This is a genomic window from Xanthomonas hortorum pv. cynarae, from assembly GCF_002939985.1.
Taxonomy (GTDB): domain Bacteria; phylum Pseudomonadota; class Gammaproteobacteria; order Xanthomonadales; family Xanthomonadaceae; genus Xanthomonas; species Xanthomonas hortorum_D.
Window position 1 is genome coordinate 107,155 of record NZ_MDFM01000001.1, and the last position, 17,344, is coordinate 124,498.

Consider the following 17,344-nt stretch of genomic DNA (forward strand, 5'->3'; position numbering starts at 1 on the left):
ACCCATGGCAAAAGCTAAATTTCTTCGCGAAAAGCTGCACGTTAACGTCGGCACCATCGGTCACGTCGACCATGGCAAGACCACGTTGACCGCTGCGCTGACCAAGATCGGTGCCGAGCGTTTCGGTGGCGAGTTCAAGGCGTACGACGCGATCGACGCAGCGCCGGAAGAGAAGGCGCGTGGTATCACGATCTCGACCGCGCACGTTGAATATGAGTCCGCAGTGCGCCATTACGCGCACGTCGATTGCCCCGGCCACGCCGACTACGTCAAGAACATGATCACAGGTGCTGCGCAGATGGATGGCGCGATCCTGGTGTGTTCGGCCGCCGACGGCCCGATGCCGCAGACCCGTGAGCACATCCTGCTCTCGCGTCAGGTCGGTGTGCCGCACATCGTCGTGTTCCTGAACAAGGCCGACATGGTCGACGACGCCGAGCTGCTTGAGCTGGTCGAGATGGAAGTGCGTGAGCTCCTGAGCAAGTACGACTTCCCGGGCGACGACACCCCGATCATCCACGGTTCGGCCCGTCTGGCGCTGGAAGGCGATCAGGGCGACATCGGTGTGCCGGCGATCCTGAAGCTGGTCGAAGCCCTCGACACCTTCATCCCGGATCCGACCCGCGACGTCGACCGTCCGTTCCTGATGCCGGTCGAAGACGTGTTCTCGATCTCGGGTCGTGGCACCGTGGTGACCGGTCGTATCGAGCGCGGCATCATCAAGGTCGGCGACGAAATCGAAATCGTCGGTATCCGCGACACGCAGAAGACCACGGTCACCGGCGTTGAAATGTTCCGCAAGTTGCTGGACCAGGGTCAGGCAGGCGACAACGCCGGTCTGCTGCTGCGCGGCACCAAGCGTGACGACGTGGAGCGCGGCCAGGTGCTGTGCAAGCCGGGTTCGATCAAGCCGCACACCGAGTTCGAAGCCGAAGTCTACGTGCTGTCCAAGGATGAGGGTGGCCGTCATACCCCGTTCTTCAAGGGCTACCGTCCGCAGTTCTACTTCCGCACCACCGACATCACTGGCGCTTGCCAGCTGCCGGAAGCCGTGGAGATGGTGATGCCGGGCGACAACGTGAAGATGGTCGTGACCCTGATCAACCCGGTCGCGATGGACGAAGGTCTGCGCTTCGCCATCCGTGAAGGCGGCCGTACCGTCGGCGCCGGCGTGGTTGCCAAGATCATCAAGTAAGTGCCTGCATCCAGTCGCCTCGCGGCGGCTGGATTCAAGCGAATGGCGGGCCGGCTGAACCTCGGTCCGCCTTCGTTGTCTTAGGGTTTGCGGTAAACGAGTACATACGCCAGTAGCTCAATTGGCAGAGCAGCGGTCTCCAAAACCGCAGGTTGGGGGTTCGAGTCCCTCCTGGCGTGCCACTCCTCTTTCCGGCCCAGTAATTCGGGTCAGATCGGTAACTAGAGTCGGATGAATAGCAAAATCGAGCCTTCCAAAAGCGCGTCTGCTGCAAGCGCTGATATCGTGAAATACGTCCTCTCCGCGCTCCTGGTGATTGCGGGGTTGTTTGTGTGGTTCTGGTTTTCTGCGCCTGAACGTGCAACCCAGTTTGGAGCCTGGACGCCGCAATTGCGCGCGCTGGCTGTGATCGTTGGGTTGGCGGCGGGTGCGTTTGTGTTTCTGGGGACCGGCAAAGGCCGTGAAACCCGTGAATTCATGTCCGAATCCAGGTTCGAGTTGCGCAAGGTGGTCTGGCCGACGCGCCAGGAAGCCATCCGTACTACCTGGGTCGTGATTGTTGTTGTAATCATTCTGAGTTTGCTGTTGGGCGGCTTCGATTTCGTCATCCAGAAGCTCACGCAGTGGTTCCTGGCTCGTTAAGGAGAATCAAGCAGTGAAGCGTTGGTATGTCGTTCACGCCTATTCAGGCTTTGAAAAATCTGTCGCTCAAGCCTTGCGCGACCGCATCGTGCGTGCCGAGATGGAAGAGCGTTTCGGTGACGTGCTGGTGCCGACCGAAGAAGTCATCGAGATGCGCGCCGGCCAGAAGCGTCGGTCCGAGCGCAAGTTCTTCCCCGGCTATGTGCTGGTGCAGATCGAGACGCACGAAGAAGCCGGTATCCCGCGTATCGACAATGAAAGCTGGCACTTGGTGAAGGAAACTTCCAAGGTGATGGGTTTCATTGGTGGCACGGCCGACCGCCCGTTGCCGATTCGCGACGAAGAGGCGGATGCAATCCTGCAGCGTGTGCAGGATGGTGTCGAGAAGCCGCGTCCGAAGGTGTTGTTCGAGCCGGGTCAGATGGTGCGCGTCACCGATGGCCCGTTCAACGACTTCAATGGCGTTGTTGAAGAAGTCAATTACGAGAAGAGCCGGCTGCGGGTTGCCGTACTCATCTTTGGTCGCTCCACGCCGGTCGAGCTCGAGTTCGGTCAGGTCGAGAAGGGCTGACCCAGTCGGGTGCTGCCTAGGCACTCGCAACAATTGCTGCTATAGTTCGCGGCTCGCTCACCTGGCGAACCGCCGGGAAATAATGGCTGCCTTATGGCAGCCATCTGCGTGTTACCAGAAACGTGAAGCCGGGACACGTGATTTCCCGGTCCGATGGGGAGCCTGTCGTCAAGGCGCTAGCACCCGGAGAGTGTCGAAATGGCTAAGAAAATACTTTCGTATATCAAGTTGCAGGTCAAGGCCGGTCAGGCCAACCCTGCGCCGCCGGTGGGCCCTGCGCTGGGTCAGCGCGGTCTGAACATCATGGAGTTCTGCAAGGCGTTCAATGCAGCGACTTCCAAGCTGGAGTCGGGTCTGCCGACGCCGGTGATCATCACCGCGTATTCCGACCGTACCTTCACGTTCGTCACCAAGAGCACCCCGGCCAGCGTGCTGCTTAAGAAGGCTGCAGGCGTGACCTCCGGCTCCAAGCGCCCCAACACCGACAAGGTGGGCAAGGTGACGCGCAAGCAGCTGGAAGAGATCGCCAAGGTCAAGGAAGCCGATTTGACGGCGGCCGAGCTGGAAGCGGCAGTGCGTACGATTGCGGGTTCTGCCCGCAGCATGGGTTTGACGGTGGAGGGCTAAGACATGGCACAGAGCAAGCGAGTTAAGGCCATTGCGGCCGCTGTCGTTCCGGGCAAGACCTATGCCTTCGATGACGCAATCAAGATCTTGAAGACCGTGACCAAGGCCAAGTTCGTCGAGTCGATCGACGTTGCTGTGCGCCTGGGCGTGGACGCCAAGAAGTCCGACCAGCAGGTGCGCGGTTCCACCGTGCTGCCGGCCGGTACCGGCAAGAGCGTGCGCGTTGCAGTGTTCGCACCGGCCGGCGCCAAGGCTGACGAAGCCCTGGCTGCAGGCGCCGAGGCAGTGGGCATGGACGACCTGGCAGAGAAGATGCAGGCCGGCGATCTGAGCTACGACGTGGTCATCGCCACCCCGGACGCAATGCGCGTCGTCGGTAAGCTCGGCACGCTGTTGGGCCCGCGCGGCCTGATGCCGAACCCCAAGGTCGGCACCGTGTCGGCCAACCCGGGTGAAGCCGTCAAGAATGCCAAGTCGGGTCAGGTGCGCTACCGCACCGACAAGGCCGGCATCATCCACTGCACCATCGGCAAGGCCAGCTTCGATGACGAAGCGCTGAAGTCGAACCTGCAGGCGCTGCTGCTGGACCTGATCAAGGCCAAGCCGGCTACCTCCAAGGGGACCTACCTGCAGAAGGTGTCGGTCAGCTCGACGATGGGTCCTGGCGTCACGGTTGATCAGTCCAGCCTTGCGCTGAAGTGAGTTGATGGGTCAGGCCTGTCATGGGCCTGACCCGTCGATGGAGTACAGCATTGTTTTTCCGGCCCGGGTCACCGTGTGCTGGGAGTCCGTTCCCTCCTTTGGGGTAACGGACATTTTGAAGGCGATCGCCGGCATGTCCGGCGGTAGCCGTCAAAGACCGCAGGCGCGGTCAGCGCAGATCGACGACGGGCAGGGATGCTCACATTGGCAAGGAGTCGCCGTCGATGCAGCGGGGTCGCTTAATCAGGTTCGTATGAGCCGGCCGGCGTAGATGGTGTCGCCCTTCTGGAGCTTTCTGGTTTACGCGCGTCTGGGACATCCCGGATCGAGCCCACTCCAGGTCTAGAAAGGCCACCAAAGGAACATCGGTCGATGTTCCCGGCTTCCAGGATGGAGGCTGCCCTGGACCGCAACCGGCAGGAGCCGCGAGCGGAGTAGTTTGAAGCGGGGATTGGAGATTCGGCATTGGGGATTGGCAGAAGCGGCTTCATCAGCTCTGACCAATCCCGAATCGCTAATCCCGAATCCCGGCTTTAACGGAGGAGTGCAATGGCTCTCAATCTGTCTCAGAAGCAAGAAGTAGTCGCCGAGCTGGCAGACATCGCCGCCAAGGCCCACTCCTTGATCGCCGCCGAATACGCTGGCATCACGGTCTCCCAGATGACCGCGATGCGCAAGCAGGCCCGCGAAACCGGGGTGTTCTTGAAAGTTGTCAAGAACACCCTGGCCGCGCGCGCCGTTGAAGGTACTGATTTCGCTGTCGTCGCTGACAAGCTGGTCGGTCCTTTGCTGTATGCGTTTTCGATGGAGGAGCCCGGCGCTGCCGGTCGCCTGATCAAGGAATTCGCCAAGGGCAACGACAAGTTGCAGGCCAAGGTCGTGTCCATCGGCGGGGAACTGTTCCCGGCTGGTCACGTCGACGTGTTGGCATCGCTGCCGACCCGCAATCAGGCCCTGGCCATGCTGGCCCGCGTGCTGTCCGAACCGGCTGCCATGTTCGCCCGTGCCGTCAAGGCCGTTGGCGACAAGCAGGGTGGTGGCGATGAAGCCGCCGCGCCGGTCGCCGAGACTGCCGAAGCTTGATGTCCTAGCGTCTGCTAGAACCCCAATCCAGAAAATTATTTAAAGGTAATCACAATGTCCCTTACCAACGAACAGATCGTCGAAGCCATCGCCGAGAAGTCCCTGATGGAAGTGATGGAGCTGGTCAAGGCCATCGAAGAGAAGTTCGGCGTCTCCGCCGCCGCTCCGGTCGCTGCTGCTGCAGCTGGCCCGGCTGCCGTGGTTGAAGAGCAGACCGAGTTCAACGTGGTGTTGGTCAGCTGCGGCGCCAACAAGGTCGGCGTCATCAAGGCCGTCCGCGCCGTGACCGGCCTGGGTCTGAAGGAAGCCAAGGATCTGACCGAAGCCGGTGGCATCCTGAAGGAAGGCGCAACCAAGGACGAAGCCGAGAAGATCAAGAAGGAACTGACCGAAGCCGGCGCGACCGTCGAAGTCAAGTAAGCAGCATCTTGCATCGCCAGCGTTTCAGGGTGATGCACTGAAGGCTGGGAGCGTAAAGCTCCCGGCCTTTGGCCGTTGATGGAAAGCCGGGATTTGAGAGTCGGCATTCGGGATTCGAAGGCAATCTTCGCCATCCCCAATCTGGTCATCCCAATCTCCGCTTCACCGAGTTGGTAGTTGGAAGTAGCAAGAGAAGGCGTGCTGGTGCCGGCAATACCAGCGACTTCCAACTGACAATTTTGTTATTTCAGGGCCGCGGCGACGCTGCCCCCGCAACCTAGGGTGGAAGACCTCATGACGTCTTATTCGTTCACCGAAAAAAAGCGTATCCGCAAGGATTTCGGTAAGCAGCGCTCGATTCTCGAAGTGCCGTTCCTGCTTGCGATCCAGGTGGACTCCTACCGCGAATTCCTGCAGGAAGACGTGGAGCAGAACAAGCGCAAGGACCTCGGTCTGCACGCAGCGCTGAAGTCGGTGTTCCCGATTTCCAGCTACAGCGGCAACGCCGCGTTGGAATACGTCGGTTACAAACTGGGTCAGCCGGTATTTGACGAGCGTGAATGCCGTCAGCGTGGCATGAGCTACGGCGCGCCGCTGCGCGTGACCGTGCGCCTGGTGATCTACGACCGCGAGTCGTCGACCAAGGCCATCAAGTACGTGAAGGAGCAGGAGGTCTATCTGGGCGAAATCCCGCTGATGACCGACAACGGTACCTTCATCGTCAACGGCACCGAGCGCGTGATCGTCTCGCAGCTGCACCGTTCGCCGGGTGTGTTCTTCGATCACGACCGTGGCAAGACCCACAGCTCGGGCAAGCTGCTCTACAGCGCCCGCATCATTCCGTACCGCGGCTCCTGGCTGGACTTCGAGTTCGACCCGAAGGATGCGCTGTTCACCCGTATCGACCGTCGTCGCAAGCTGCCGGTGTCGATCCTGCTGCGTGCGCTTGGCTACAACAACGAAGAGATGTTGGCCGAGTTCTTCGAGATCAACACCTTCCACATCAATCCGGACGAAGGCGTGCAGCTGGAGCTGGTGCCGGAGCGTCTGCGTGGCGAAACGCTGAACTTCGACCTGGCCGATGGCGACAAGGTCATCGTGGAAGCCGGCAAGCGCATCACCGCGCGTCACGTCAAGCAGCTCGAAGCCGCCGGCGTCGCCGCGCTGGCCGTGCCGGACGATTATCTGGTCACGCGCATCCTGTCGCACGACGTGGTCGATAGCTCTACTGGCGAACTGCTGGCCAATGCCAATGACGAGATCACCGAAGACCAACTGGCTGCGTTCCGCAAGGCCGGCGTCGATGCGGTCGGCACCCTGTGGGTGAACGATCTGGATCGTGGTCCGTACCTGTCCAACACCCTGCGTATCGATCCGACCAAGACCCAGCTGGAAGCGCTGGTCGAGATCTACCGCATGATGCGTCCGGGCGAGCCGCCGACCAAGGAAGCCGCACAGAACCTGTTCCACAACCTGTTCTTCACTTTCGAGCGCTACGACCTGTCCACGGTCGGCCGGATGAAGTTCAACCGTCGCGTCGGCCGCAAGGAAGTTCTTGGCGAGTCGGTGCTGTACGACAAGAAGTACTTTGCCGAGCGTAACGACGAAGAGTCCAAGCGCCTGGTCGCCGAGCACACCGACACCTCCGACATCCTGGAAGTGCTCAAGGTGCTCACCGAGATCCGCAACGGTCGCGGCGTGGTCGATGACATCGATCACCTGGGCAACCGTCGCGTGCGTTCGGTCGGCGAAATGGCCGAGAACGTGTTCCGCGTGGGCCTGGTCCGCGTCGAGCGCGCGGTCAAGGAGCGGTTGTCGATGGCCGAATCCGAAGGTCTGACCCCGCAGGAACTGATCAACGCCAAGCCGGTGGCTGCTGCGATCAAGGAATTCTTCGGCTCCTCGCAGTTGTCGCAGTTCATGGATCAGAACAACCCGCTGTCGGAAGTGACGCACAAGCGTCGCGTCTCCGCACTGGGCCCGGGCGGCCTGACCCGCGAGCGCGCCGGCTTCGAAGTGCGCGACGTGCATCCGACCCATTACGGCCGCGTCTGCACCATCGAAACGCCGGAAGGCCCGAACATCGGCCTGATCAACTCGCTGGCCGTGTTCGCCCGCACCAACCAGTACGGCTTCCTTGAAACCCCGTACCGTAAGGTGCTGGACGGCAAGGTGTCCGACGACGTCGAGTATCTGTCGGCGATCGAAGAAAACGAGTACGTGATCGCCCAGGCGAACGCGCTGACTGATGCCAAGAACATGCTCACTGAGCAGTTCGTGCCGTGCCGGTTCCAGGGCGAGTCGCTGCTGAAGCCGCCGGCCGAAGTGCACTTCATGGACGTCTCGCCGATGCAGACCGTGTCGGTCGCCGCGGCGCTGGTGCCGTTCCTGGAGCACGATGACGCCAACCGCGCACTGATGGGCGCCAACATGCAGCGCCAGGCCGTGCCGACGCTGCGTTCGCAAAAGCCGCTGGTCGGTACCGGTATCGAGCGTGCGGTTGCGCGCGACTCGGGCGTGACCGTGAATGCGTTGCGTGGTGGCGTGATCGAGCAGATCGACGCAGCCCGTATCGTGGTCAAGGTCAACGAGGCAGAAATTGGCGGCGGCACCGATGCCGGCGTGGATATCTATAACCTGATCAAGTACACCCGCTCCAACCAGAACACCTGCATCAACCAGCGTCCGCTGGTGAATGTGGGCGACGTGATCGCGCGCGGCGACGTGCTGGCCGATGGCCCGTCCACCGACATCGGTGAGCTGGCGCTGGGTCAGAACATGCTGATCGCGTTCATGCCGTGGAACGGCTACAACTTCGAAGACTCCATCCTGCTCTCCGAGCGCGTGGTGGAAGAGGATCGTTACACCACGATCCACATCGAAGAACTGACCTGCGTTGCGCGCGACACCAAGCTGGGGCCGGAGGAAATTTCCGCCGACATCCCGAACGTGTCCGAGCAGGCCCTGAACCGTCTGGACGAAAGCGGCGTGGTGTACATCGGTGCGGAAGTGCGCGCCGGCGACATCATGGTCGGCAAGGTCACGCCGAAGGGCGAAAGCCAGCTGACTCCGGAAGAAAAGCTGCTGCGTGCGATCTTCGGTGAGAAGGCGTCCGACGTGAAGGACAGCTCGCTGCGCGTGCCCCCGGGCATGGACGGCACCGTCATCGACGTGCAGGTCTTCACCCGCGACGGCATCGAGAAGGACAAGCGTGCGCGTCAGATCGAAGAGTCCGAAATCAAGCGCGTCAAGAAGGACTTCGACGACCAGTTCCGTATTCTGGAAGCGGCCATCTACGCACGTCTGCGCTCGCAGATCGTGGGCAAGGTCGCCAACGGCGGTCCGAATCTGAAGAAGGGCGACAACGTCACCGACGCGTACCTGGACGGGCTGAAGAAGTCCGATTGGTTCCAGCTGCGCATGAAGGACGAAGACGCAGCCGATGCCATCGAACGTGCGCAGAAGCAGATCCAGGCGCACGAGAAGGAATTCGAAGCACGCTTTGCCGACAAGCGCGGCAAGATCACTCAGGGCGACGACCTCGCACCGGGCGTGCTGAAGATGGTCAAGGTGTTCCTGGCAGTGAAGCGCCGCATCCAGCCGGGCGACAAGATGGCAGGCCGCCACGGCAACAAGGGTGTGGTCTCCAACGTCGTGCCCGTCGAGGACATGCCGTACATGGCCACCGGCGAGCCGGTCGACATCGTGCTGAACCCGCTCGGCGTGCCGTCGCGTATGAACATCGGCCAGATTCTGGAAGTGCATCTGGGCTGGGCCGCCAAGGGCCTGGGTCGCAAGATCCAGCGCATGCTGGAAGCCCAGGCCGCAGTCAGCGAGCTGCGCAAGTTCCTGGACGACATCTACAACCACGACAGCGCGATCAATGCACAGCGCGTGGATCTGTCGCAGTTCAGCGATGAGGAATTGCTCAACCTGGGCAAGAACCTGATCGATGGCGTGCCGATGGCCACCCCGGTGTTCGACGGCGCCAGCGAAGCGGAAATCAAGCGCATGCTGGAACTGGCCGAACTGCCGCAGAGCGGTCAGACCCAGTTGTACGACGGTCGTACCGGCGAAGCGTTCGATCGCAAGACCACGGTCGGCTACATGCATTACCTGAAGTTGAACCACTTGGTCGACGACAAGATGCATGCACGTTCGACTGGCCCGTACTCGCTCGTCACCCAGCAGCCGCTGGGCGGCAAGGCCCAGTTCGGTGGTCAGCGCTTCGGTGAGATGGAAGTCTGGGCGCTGGAAGCCTACGGCGCGGCCTACACCCTGCAGGAAATGCTGACGGTGAAGTCCGACGACGTGCAGGGCCGCAACCAGATGTACAAGAACATCGTCGATGGTGAGCACGAGATGGTCGCGGGCATGCCGGAATCCTTCAACGTGTTGGTGAAGGAAATCCGCTCGCTGGCGATCAACATGGAACTGGAAGAGTAATCGAGCTGGATCCAGGCGCCGTAATGCGGTGCCTGGATCCGGAACGTAATGCCCTCGGTTTCATCTCAGATACGAAATTCCTCCGACCCGGAGATATCCAATGAAAGACCTGCTCAACCTCTTCAATCAACAGCGCCAGACGCTGGATTTCGACGCGATCAAGATCGCGCTGGCCTCGCCTGACCTGATCCGTTCGTGGTCCTACGGCGAAGTGAAGAAGCCCGAAACCATCAACTACCGCACCTTCAAGCCCGAGCGTGACGGCCTGTTCTGCGCTGCCATCTTTGGTCCGATCAAGGACTACGAATGCCTGTGCGGCAAGTACAAGCGCATGAAGCACCGTGGCGTGGTCTGCGAAAAGTGCGGCACCGAAGTCACCCTTGCCAAGGTGCGTCGTGAGCGCATGGGTCACATCGATCTGGCGTCGCCGGTCGCGCATATCTGGTTCCTCAAGTCGCTGCCCTCGCGCATCGGTTTGATGCTGGACATGACCCTGCGCGACATCGAGCGCGTGCTGTACTTCGAAGCCTACGTGGTCACCGAGCCGGGCCTGACCCCGCTCGAGCGCCGCCAGCTGCTGACCGAAGAGCAGTACCTGACCGCACGCCAGGAGTACAACGACGACTTCGACGCCGCCATGGGCGCCGAGGCCGTGTACGAACTGCTGCGCACGATCGAGCTGCAGTCCGAAATGACCCGTCTGCGCGAAGAAATCGCCAGCACCGGTTCGGAAACCAAGCTCAAGCGTCTGACCAAGCGCATCAAGCTGATCGAAGCCTTCCTGGAATCGGGCAACCGTCCGGAGTGGATGGTCATGACCGTGCTGCCGGTGCTGCCGCCGGACCTGCGTCCGCTGGTGCCGCTGGATGGTGGCCGCTTCGCGACCTCGGATCTGAACGATCTGTACCGCCGCGTGATCAACCGCAACAACCGTCTGCGTCGTCTGCTCGAGCTCAATGCGCCGGACATCATCGTGCGCAACGAAAAGCGCATGCTGCAGGAATCGGTCGATGCGCTGCTGGACAACGGCCGTCGCGGCCGTGCCATCACCGGCACCAACAAGCGTCCTCTGAAGTCGCTGGCCGACATGATCAAGGGCAAGCAGGGCCGGTTCCGTCAGAACCTGCTCGGCAAGCGCGTGGACTACTCCGGTCGTTCGGTCATCACCGTCGGTCCGTACCTCAAGCTGCACCAGTGCGGCCTGCCGAAGAAGATGGCGCTGGAGCTGTTCAAGCCGTTCGTGTTCGCCAAGCTGCAGCGTCGCGGCCTGGCCACCACCATCAAGGCCGCCAAGAAGCTGGTCGAGCGCGAAGAAGCCGAAGTCTGGGACATCCTGGAAGAAGTGATCCGCGAGCATCCGGTGCTGTTGAACCGCGCGCCGACCCTGCACCGTCTGGGCATCCAGGCGTTCGAGCCGGTGTTGATCGAAGGCAAGGCCATTCAGCTGCATCCGCTGGTGTGTACCGCCTTCAACGCCGACTTCGACGGTGACCAGATGGCCGTCCACGTGCCGCTCTCGCTGGAAGCCCAGCTGGAAGCGCGTGCGCTGATGATGTCCACCAACAACATCCTGTCGCCGGCCAACGGCGAGCCGATCATCGTGCCGTCGCAGGACGTGGTGTTGGGCTTGTACTACATGAGCCGCGCGCTGGAGAACAAGAAGGGCGAGGGCATGGTGTTCGCCAACACCAGCGAAGTGAAGCGCGCCTACGACAACCGCGTGGTGGAACTGCACGCAAAGGTCAAGGTCCGTATCACCCAGGTGGACGTCGATGCCGTCGATGGCAAGCGCACCAGCGGTACCTCGATCGTGGATACCACGGTCGGTCGTGCGCTGTTGAGCGAAATCCTGCCCGAAGGCCTGCCGTTCCAGCTGGCCAACACCGAGATGACCAAGAAGAACATCTCGCGTCTGATCAACTCCAGCTACCGTCTGCTGGGCTTGAAGGACACCGTCGTGTTCGCCGACAAGCTGATGTACACCGGCTATGCTTACGCCACCCGCGCAGGCGTGTCGATCGGCATCGACGACATGCTGATCCCGGACGAGAAGAAGGGCATCCTCACCGAGGCAGAAGCCGAAGTGCTGGAAATCCAGGAGCAGTACCAGTCCGGTCTGGTCACCGCCGGCGAGCGTTACAACAAGGTCGTGGACATCTGGTCGCGCACCAGCGAGCGCATCGCCAAGGCGATGATGGACACCATCGGTACCGAGAAGGTCGAAAATGCCAAGGGCGAAACCATCGACCAGAAGTCGATGAACTCACTGTACATCATGGCCGACTCCGGTGCGCGTGGTAGCCAGGCGCAGATCCGTCAGCTGGCCGGTATGCGCGGCCTGATGGCGCGTCCGGACGGCTCGATCATCGAGACGCCGATCAAGGCGAACTTCCGCGAAGGCCTGAACGTGCAGGAGTACTTCAACTCCACCCACGGTGCCCGTAAGGGTCTGGCCGATACCGCGCTGAAGACCGCGAACTCGGGTTACCTGACCCGTCGTCTGGTCGACGTGGCGCAGGACGTGGTCATCACCGAAGTCGACTGCGGCACCACCGAAGGGTTGATCATGACCCCGATCGTGGAAGGCGGCGATGTGGTCGAGCCGTTGAAGGAGCGCGTGCTGGGCCGTGTGGTGGCCGAGGACGTGTACCTGCCGGGCAACGACGAAGAACCGATCGTCACCCGCAACACGCTGCTCGACGAAGCCTGGGTTGCCAAGTTGGAAGAGGCCAGCGTGCAGTCGGTGAAGGTGCGTTCGACCATCAGCTGCGAGTCCTCGTTCGGCGTGTGCGCACGTTGCTACGGTCGCGATCTTGCACGTGGTCACCAGGTCAACATCGGTGAAGCGGTCGGTGTCATTGCCGCACAGTCCATCGGTGAGCCGGGTACCCAGCTGACCATGCGTACGTTCCACATCGGTGGTGCGGCTTCGCGTGCGGCTGCGGTGGACAACATCACCGTCAAGACCACCGGTTCGGTGAAGTTCAACAACCTCAAGTCGGTGGCGCACGCCAGCGGCGCACTGGTTGCGGTCTCGCGTTCGGGTGAACTGTCAGTGCTCGATGGCCATGGCCGCGAGCGCGAGCGTTACAAGCTGCCTTACGGCGCCACCATCACCGCCAAAGACGGCGATGCGGTCAAGGCCGGGCAGGGCGTTGCCAACTGGGATCCGCATAACCACCCGATCGTGTCGGAAGTGGCCGGTTTCATTCGCTTCATCGACTTCGTCGACGGCGTCACCGTCATCGAGAAGACCGACGAACTGACCGGTCTGGCGTCGCGCGAAATCACCGACCCGAAGCGTCGCGGTGCACATGCCAAGGAACTGCGTCCGATCGTGCGCATCGTCGATGGCAAGGGCAATGATCTGACGATCCCGAACACGGATCTGCCGGCCCAGTACCTGTTGCCGCCGCGCTCCATCGTCAACCTGCAGGACGGCGCCGCCGTCGGCGTGGGCGACGTGGTCGCCAAGATCCCGCAGGAAGCGTCCAAGACCCGCGACATCACCGGTGGTCTGCCGCGCGTTGCCGATCTGTTCGAAGCCCGCAAGCCGAAGGATCCGGCGATCCTGGCCGAGCGTTCGGGCATCATCAGCTTCGGCAAGGACACCAAGGGCAAGCAGCGTCTGATCATCAAGGACACCGATGGTTCGGAACACGAAGAGCTGATCCCGAAGTACCGCCAGATCATCGTGTTCGAAGGCGAGCACGTGACCAAGGGCGAGACCGTGGTGGACGGCGAGCCGAGCCCGCAGGACATCCTGCGTCTCCTGGGTGTCGAGCCGCTGGCCGCGTATCTGGTCAAGGAAATCCAGGACGTGTATCGCCTGCAGGGCGTGAAGATCAACGATAAGCACATCGAGGTGATCACTCGCCAGATGCTGCGTAAGGTCGAGATCACCGATCAGGGCACCAGCAAATTCCTCAACGGCGAGCAGGTCGAGCGCCAGCGCGTCATCGAGGAAAATGTCCGCTTGGTCAAGCGCAACGAATTGCCGGCCAAGTACGATCCGGTGCTGCTGGGTATCACCAAGGCCTCGCTGGCCACCGAGTCGTTCATCTCGGCGGCTTCGTTCCAGGAGACCACCCGCGTGTTGACCGAGGCTGCCGTGCGCGGTACCCGCGACAACCTGCGCGGTCTGAAGGAAAACGTGATCGTGGGTCGTCTGATCCCGGCCGGTACCGGTCTGGCCTACCATGCCGGACGCCGCAAGTCTTCGGGTCTGACCGACTCGGAAATGGAAACGCTGTCGGGCAAGCCGGCAGTGGCCGAACCGGTCGCCACGGTGGCCGACGCTGGCGCGGACGAGGAGTAAGCGCTCCGACGGCGGTCGCAAGATCGCCGTAAGCCAAGCGAAAAGGAGGGCAGGAGGCCCTCCGTTTTCCGGCCTTTGGATGGGCCAGCAGGGTTAGATTTCCGTGAAGTTGACGGAGTTTCGTCCTGCCAGCTATACTTCCCTGTCTCGGCGGGCCGTTTTTCGGCCTGCCTTTGTTTTCGTGCAAGGCCGTCTCGGCCTCTCAATCAGAAGAATCAACTGATGACGACGATCAATCAGCTGGTCCGCAAGCCTCGGCAAGCGACCACCTACAAGAGTGCCTCCCCGGCACTGGACAAGTGTCCGCAGCGCCGCGGCGTCTGCACACGCGTCTACACCACTACCCCGAAGAAGCCGAACTCGGCCCTGCGTAAGGTTGCCAAAGTGCGCCTGACGAACCAGGAAGAGATCATCAGCTACATCGGTGGTGAAGGCCACAACCTGCAGGAGCACTCCGTGGTCCTGATTCGCGGTGGCCGCGTCAAGGATCTTCCCGGTGTGCGTTATCACACCGTCCGTGGTTCGCTGGACGCCGCCGGCGTCGCAAAGCGCCGTCAAGGTCGTTCCAAGTACGGCGCCAAGCGCCCGAAGAGCTAAGGAAATACTCCAATGTCCCGTAAAGGTTCTACTCCGCAGCGCACCGTCCTGCCTGATCCAAAGCATGGCAGCGAAACCATTGCCCGCTTCATCAATATGGTGATGCAAAGTGGCAAGAAGTCGGTTGCTGAGAAAATTGTCTATGGCGCGATGGACGTCATTGGCGAAAAGAATCCGAATGCCGTCGAGCTGGTGCAAAAAGCACTGGACAACGTGGCCCCGGCTGTCGAAGTTAAATCGCGTCGCGTCGGTGGTGCTACCTATCAGGTGCCCGTCGAAGTGCGCTCCTCCCGTCGCACGGCGCTGGCAATGCGCTGGTTGATCGATTCCGCGCGCAAGCGTGGCGAGAACACCATGCCGCGCAAGCTGGCTGCAGAACTGCTGGACGCCTCGGAAAGCCGTGGCGGCGCGATCAAGAAGCGCGAAGAGACGCACCGTATGGCGGAGGCGAACAAGGCGTTCGCACACTACCGCTGGTGACCTCGTGGGCCTTGGTAACGGGGCCCTTCAGCACCATCTGAGTGCTGTTTGCGACGCGCGATTGGCGTCGCATCTAAATCCGAAGGCCGCCGAAAGGCGGCGTTCGGCCATCCGAAATCCAAGAAATTGAGAGGCTCCCCGTGGCCCGCACCACCCCTATCGAGCGTTACCGCAACTTCGGCATCATGGCTCACATCGATGCCGGCAAGACCACCACCTCCGAGCGCATCCTGTTTTACACCGGCGTCAGTCACAAGATCGGCGAAGTCCATGACGGCGCCGCGGTGATGGACTGGATGGAGCAGGAGCAGGAGCGTGGTATCACCATCACCTCCGCTGCCACCACCGCGTTCTGGTCGGGTATGGACAAGTCCATGCCGCAGCATCGCCTCAACATCATCGATACCCCCGGGCACGTCGACTTCACCATCGAAGTGGAGCGCTCCTTGCGCGTGCTCGACGGTGCGGTGTTCGTGCTGTGCGCCGTGGGTGGCGTGCAGCCGCAGTCCGAGACCGTGTGGCGCCAGGCCAACAAGTATTCCGTGCCGCGTATGGCCTTCGTCAACAAGATGGACCGTACCGGTGCCAACTTCGACAAGGTCGTCGAGCAGCTGAAGGCCCGTCTGGGAGCCTACGCCGTGCCGATGCAGGTGCCGATCGGTGCTGAAGACGGTTTCGAGGGCGTGGTCGACCTGCTGAAGATGAAGGCGATCCATTGGGATGTTGCCTCGCAGGGCACCACCTTCGAATACGGTGACATCCCGGCCGATCTGGTCGAGATTGCGACCGAGGCGCGTTCGTTCATGGTTGAAGCGGCTGCAGAAGCCAGCGAAGACCTGATGGACAAGTACCTCAACGAAGGCGACCTGACCGAAGAAGAGATCCTGGTGGGTCTGCGCGAGCGCACCCTGAAGGTCGAGATCGTGCCGGTGTTCTGTGGCTCGGCGTTCAAGAACAAGGGCGTGCAGGCCATGCTCGACGGCGTCGTGCACCTGTTGCCGTCGCCGGCCGACCGTCCGCCGGTCCAGGGCATCGACGAAGACGAGAAGGAAGACACCCGTCCGGCGACCGATACCGCGCCGTTCTCGGCGTTGGCGTTCAAGATCATGACCGACCCGTTCGTGGGCTCGCTGACGTTCTTCCGTGTCTATTCGGGCACGCTGAACTCCGGCGACCAGGTCTATAACCCGGTCAAGTCGAAGAAAGAGCGCGTGGGCCGCATCCTGCAGATGCATTCCAACAATCGCGAAGAGATCAAGGAAGTGCGCGCGGGTGACATCGCCGCAGCCGTGGGTCTGAAGGACGTCACCACCGGCGATACGCTGTGTGCGCAGGACAAGATCATCACCCTGGAGCGCATGATTTTCCCGGAGCCGGTGATCTCGATGGCGGTGGAGCCGAAGACCAAGTCGGACCAGGAAAAGATGGGTACGGCCCTGGGTCGTCTGGCGCAGGAAGATCCCTCGTTCCGCGTCAAGACCGACGAAGAATCCGGCCAGACCATCATCTCCGGCATGGGCGAGTTGCACCTGGACATCATCGTCGACCGCATGCGTCGCGAGTTCAATGTCGAGGCCAACGTTGGCAAGCCGCAGGTTGCGTATCGCGAAACGATCCGCAAGACCGACGTCAAGTCCGACTACAAGCATGCCAAGCAGTCCGGTGGTAAGGGTCAGTACGGTCACGTGGTGATCGAGCTGTCGCCGATGACCGAAGAAGATCGCAAGAACGATAACGTCAAAGACGATTTCCTCTTCATCAACGACATCACCGGCGGCATCATTCCGAAGGAATTCATCCCCTCGGTCGAAAAGGGTCTGCGCGAAACGATCACCAGTGGTCCGATCGCCGGCTTCCCGGTGGTGGGTGTCAAGGTCAAGCTGGTGTTCGGCTCGTACCATGACGTCGACTCCTCGGAAATGGCGTTCAAGCTGGCCGCGTCTATGGCGTTCAAGCAGGGCTTTGCGAAAGCCAGCCCGGTGTTGCTTGAGCCGATCATGAAGGTCGAGATCGTCAGCCCGGAGGATTACCTGGGTGACGTGATGGGCGACGTGAGCCGCCGTCGTGGCGTGTTGCAGGGTCAGGACGACAGCCCGTCGGGCAAGATCATCAATGCGATGATTCCGCTGGGTGAGATGTTCGGTTACGCGACTTCGCTGCGCTCGATGAGCCAGGGTCGCGCAACGTTCTCGATGGAATTCGACCATTACGAAGAAGCGCCGACCAACATCGCCGACGCTGTCACCAAGAAGGGCTGAGTTCG

At 61.4% G+C, this 17,344-nt stretch carries 12 protein-coding genes and 1 tRNA gene; all 13 read left to right on the forward strand.

All coding sequences use genetic code 11. From position 1 onward, the window contains the following. Positions 1-4: 4 nt before the first annotated feature. Positions 5-1,195: an elongation factor Tu gene (tuf, locus tag XcyCFBP4188_RS00550; RefSeq protein ID WP_104591484.1), complete on the forward strand. Its 1,191-nt coding sequence runs from the start codon at positions 5-7 to the stop codon at positions 1,193-1,195. A gap of 106 nt (positions 1,196-1,301) precedes the next feature. Further along, positions 1,302-1,377: transfer RNA gene (locus tag XcyCFBP4188_RS00555), tRNA-Trp, on the forward strand. Positions 1,378-1,426: 49 nt separating this feature from the next. After that, a complete protein-coding gene (gene secE, locus XcyCFBP4188_RS00560) occupies positions 1,427-1,837 on the forward strand; it encodes a preprotein translocase subunit SecE (protein WP_006450619.1) in 411 nt (136 codons plus the stop codon). Between the two features lie 13 nt (positions 1,838-1,850). Next, positions 1,851-2,408 (forward strand): transcription termination/antitermination protein NusG, encoded by a 558-nt coding sequence (nusG, locus tag XcyCFBP4188_RS00565; RefSeq protein WP_043908886.1) that lies wholly within the window; start codon positions 1,851-1,853, stop codon positions 2,406-2,408. Between the two features lie 198 nt (positions 2,409-2,606). Then, positions 2,607-3,035, forward strand: a complete 429-nt coding sequence (gene rplK / locus XcyCFBP4188_RS00570; protein WP_006450621.1) for a 50S ribosomal protein L11 — start codon at positions 2,607-2,609, stop codon at positions 3,033-3,035. A gap of 3 nt (positions 3,036-3,038) precedes the next feature. Beyond that, positions 3,039-3,737, forward strand: a complete 699-nt coding sequence (rplA, locus tag XcyCFBP4188_RS00575) for a 50S ribosomal protein L1 (RefSeq protein WP_006450622.1) — start codon at positions 3,039-3,041, stop codon at positions 3,735-3,737. A 549-nt stretch (positions 3,738-4,286) separates the two neighbouring features. Further along, positions 4,287-4,820, forward strand: a complete 534-nt coding sequence (gene rplJ, locus XcyCFBP4188_RS00580; RefSeq protein WP_006450624.1) for a 50S ribosomal protein L10 — start codon at positions 4,287-4,289, stop codon at positions 4,818-4,820. A gap of 54 nt (positions 4,821-4,874) precedes the next feature. Further along, entirely contained in the window at positions 4,875-5,240 is a 366-nt protein-coding gene (gene rplL / locus XcyCFBP4188_RS00585; RefSeq protein WP_006450625.1) for a 50S ribosomal protein L7/L12, read from the forward strand. 294 nt (positions 5,241-5,534) lie between these two features. Next, positions 5,535-9,686: a DNA-directed RNA polymerase subunit beta gene (rpoB, locus tag XcyCFBP4188_RS00590; RefSeq protein WP_006450626.1), complete on the forward strand. Its 4,152-nt coding sequence runs from the start codon at positions 5,535-5,537 to the stop codon at positions 9,684-9,686. A gap of 100 nt (positions 9,687-9,786) precedes the next feature. After that, positions 9,787-14,004 (forward strand): DNA-directed RNA polymerase subunit beta', encoded by a 4,218-nt coding sequence (gene rpoC, locus XcyCFBP4188_RS00595; protein WP_006450627.1) that lies wholly within the window; start codon positions 9,787-9,789, stop codon positions 14,002-14,004. 222 nt (positions 14,005-14,226) lie between these two features. Then, complete coding sequence (gene rpsL / locus XcyCFBP4188_RS00600; protein WP_006450628.1) at positions 14,227-14,601, forward strand: 30S ribosomal protein S12; 375 nt, start codon at positions 14,227-14,229, stop codon at positions 14,599-14,601. A 12-nt stretch (positions 14,602-14,613) separates the two neighbouring features. After that, the gene (rpsG, locus tag XcyCFBP4188_RS00605; RefSeq protein ID WP_006450629.1) at positions 14,614-15,081 is read left to right on the forward strand and encodes a 30S ribosomal protein S7; all 468 of its coding nucleotides are present in this window, start codon (positions 14,614-14,616) and stop codon (positions 15,079-15,081) included. Between the two features lie 140 nt (positions 15,082-15,221). Then, a complete protein-coding gene (gene fusA, locus XcyCFBP4188_RS00610; protein ID WP_006450630.1) occupies positions 15,222-17,339 on the forward strand; it encodes an elongation factor G in 2,118 nt (705 codons plus the stop codon). The last annotated feature ends 5 nt before the right edge of the window (positions 17,340-17,344 follow it).

Bases quoted from the DNA above. Each gene is read 5' to 3' on its own strand.
- tuf (WP_104591484.1), top strand. From the start codon at position 5: ATGGCAAAAGCTAAATTTCTTCGCGAAAAGCTGCACGTTAACGTCGGC.
- secE (WP_006450619.1), top strand. From the start codon at position 1,427: ATGAATAGCAAAATCGAGCCTTCCAAAAGCGCGTCTGCTGCAAGCGCT.
- rplK (WP_006450621.1), top strand. From the start codon at position 2,607: ATGGCTAAGAAAATACTTTCGTATATCAAGTTGCAGGTCAAGGCCGGT.
- rplA (WP_006450622.1), top strand. From the start codon at position 3,039: ATGGCACAGAGCAAGCGAGTTAAGGCCATTGCGGCCGCTGTCGTTCCG.
- rplJ (WP_006450624.1), top strand. From the start codon at position 4,287: ATGGCTCTCAATCTGTCTCAGAAGCAAGAAGTAGTCGCCGAGCTGGCA.
- rplL (WP_006450625.1), top strand. From the start codon at position 4,875: ATGTCCCTTACCAACGAACAGATCGTCGAAGCCATCGCCGAGAAGTCC.
- rpoB (WP_006450626.1), top strand. From the start codon at position 5,535: ATGACGTCTTATTCGTTCACCGAAAAAAAGCGTATCCGCAAGGATTTC.
- rpoC (WP_006450627.1), top strand. From the start codon at position 9,787: ATGAAAGACCTGCTCAACCTCTTCAATCAACAGCGCCAGACGCTGGAT.
- rpsL (WP_006450628.1), top strand. From the start codon at position 14,227: ATGACGACGATCAATCAGCTGGTCCGCAAGCCTCGGCAAGCGACCACC.
- rpsG (WP_006450629.1), top strand. From the start codon at position 14,614: ATGTCCCGTAAAGGTTCTACTCCGCAGCGCACCGTCCTGCCTGATCCA.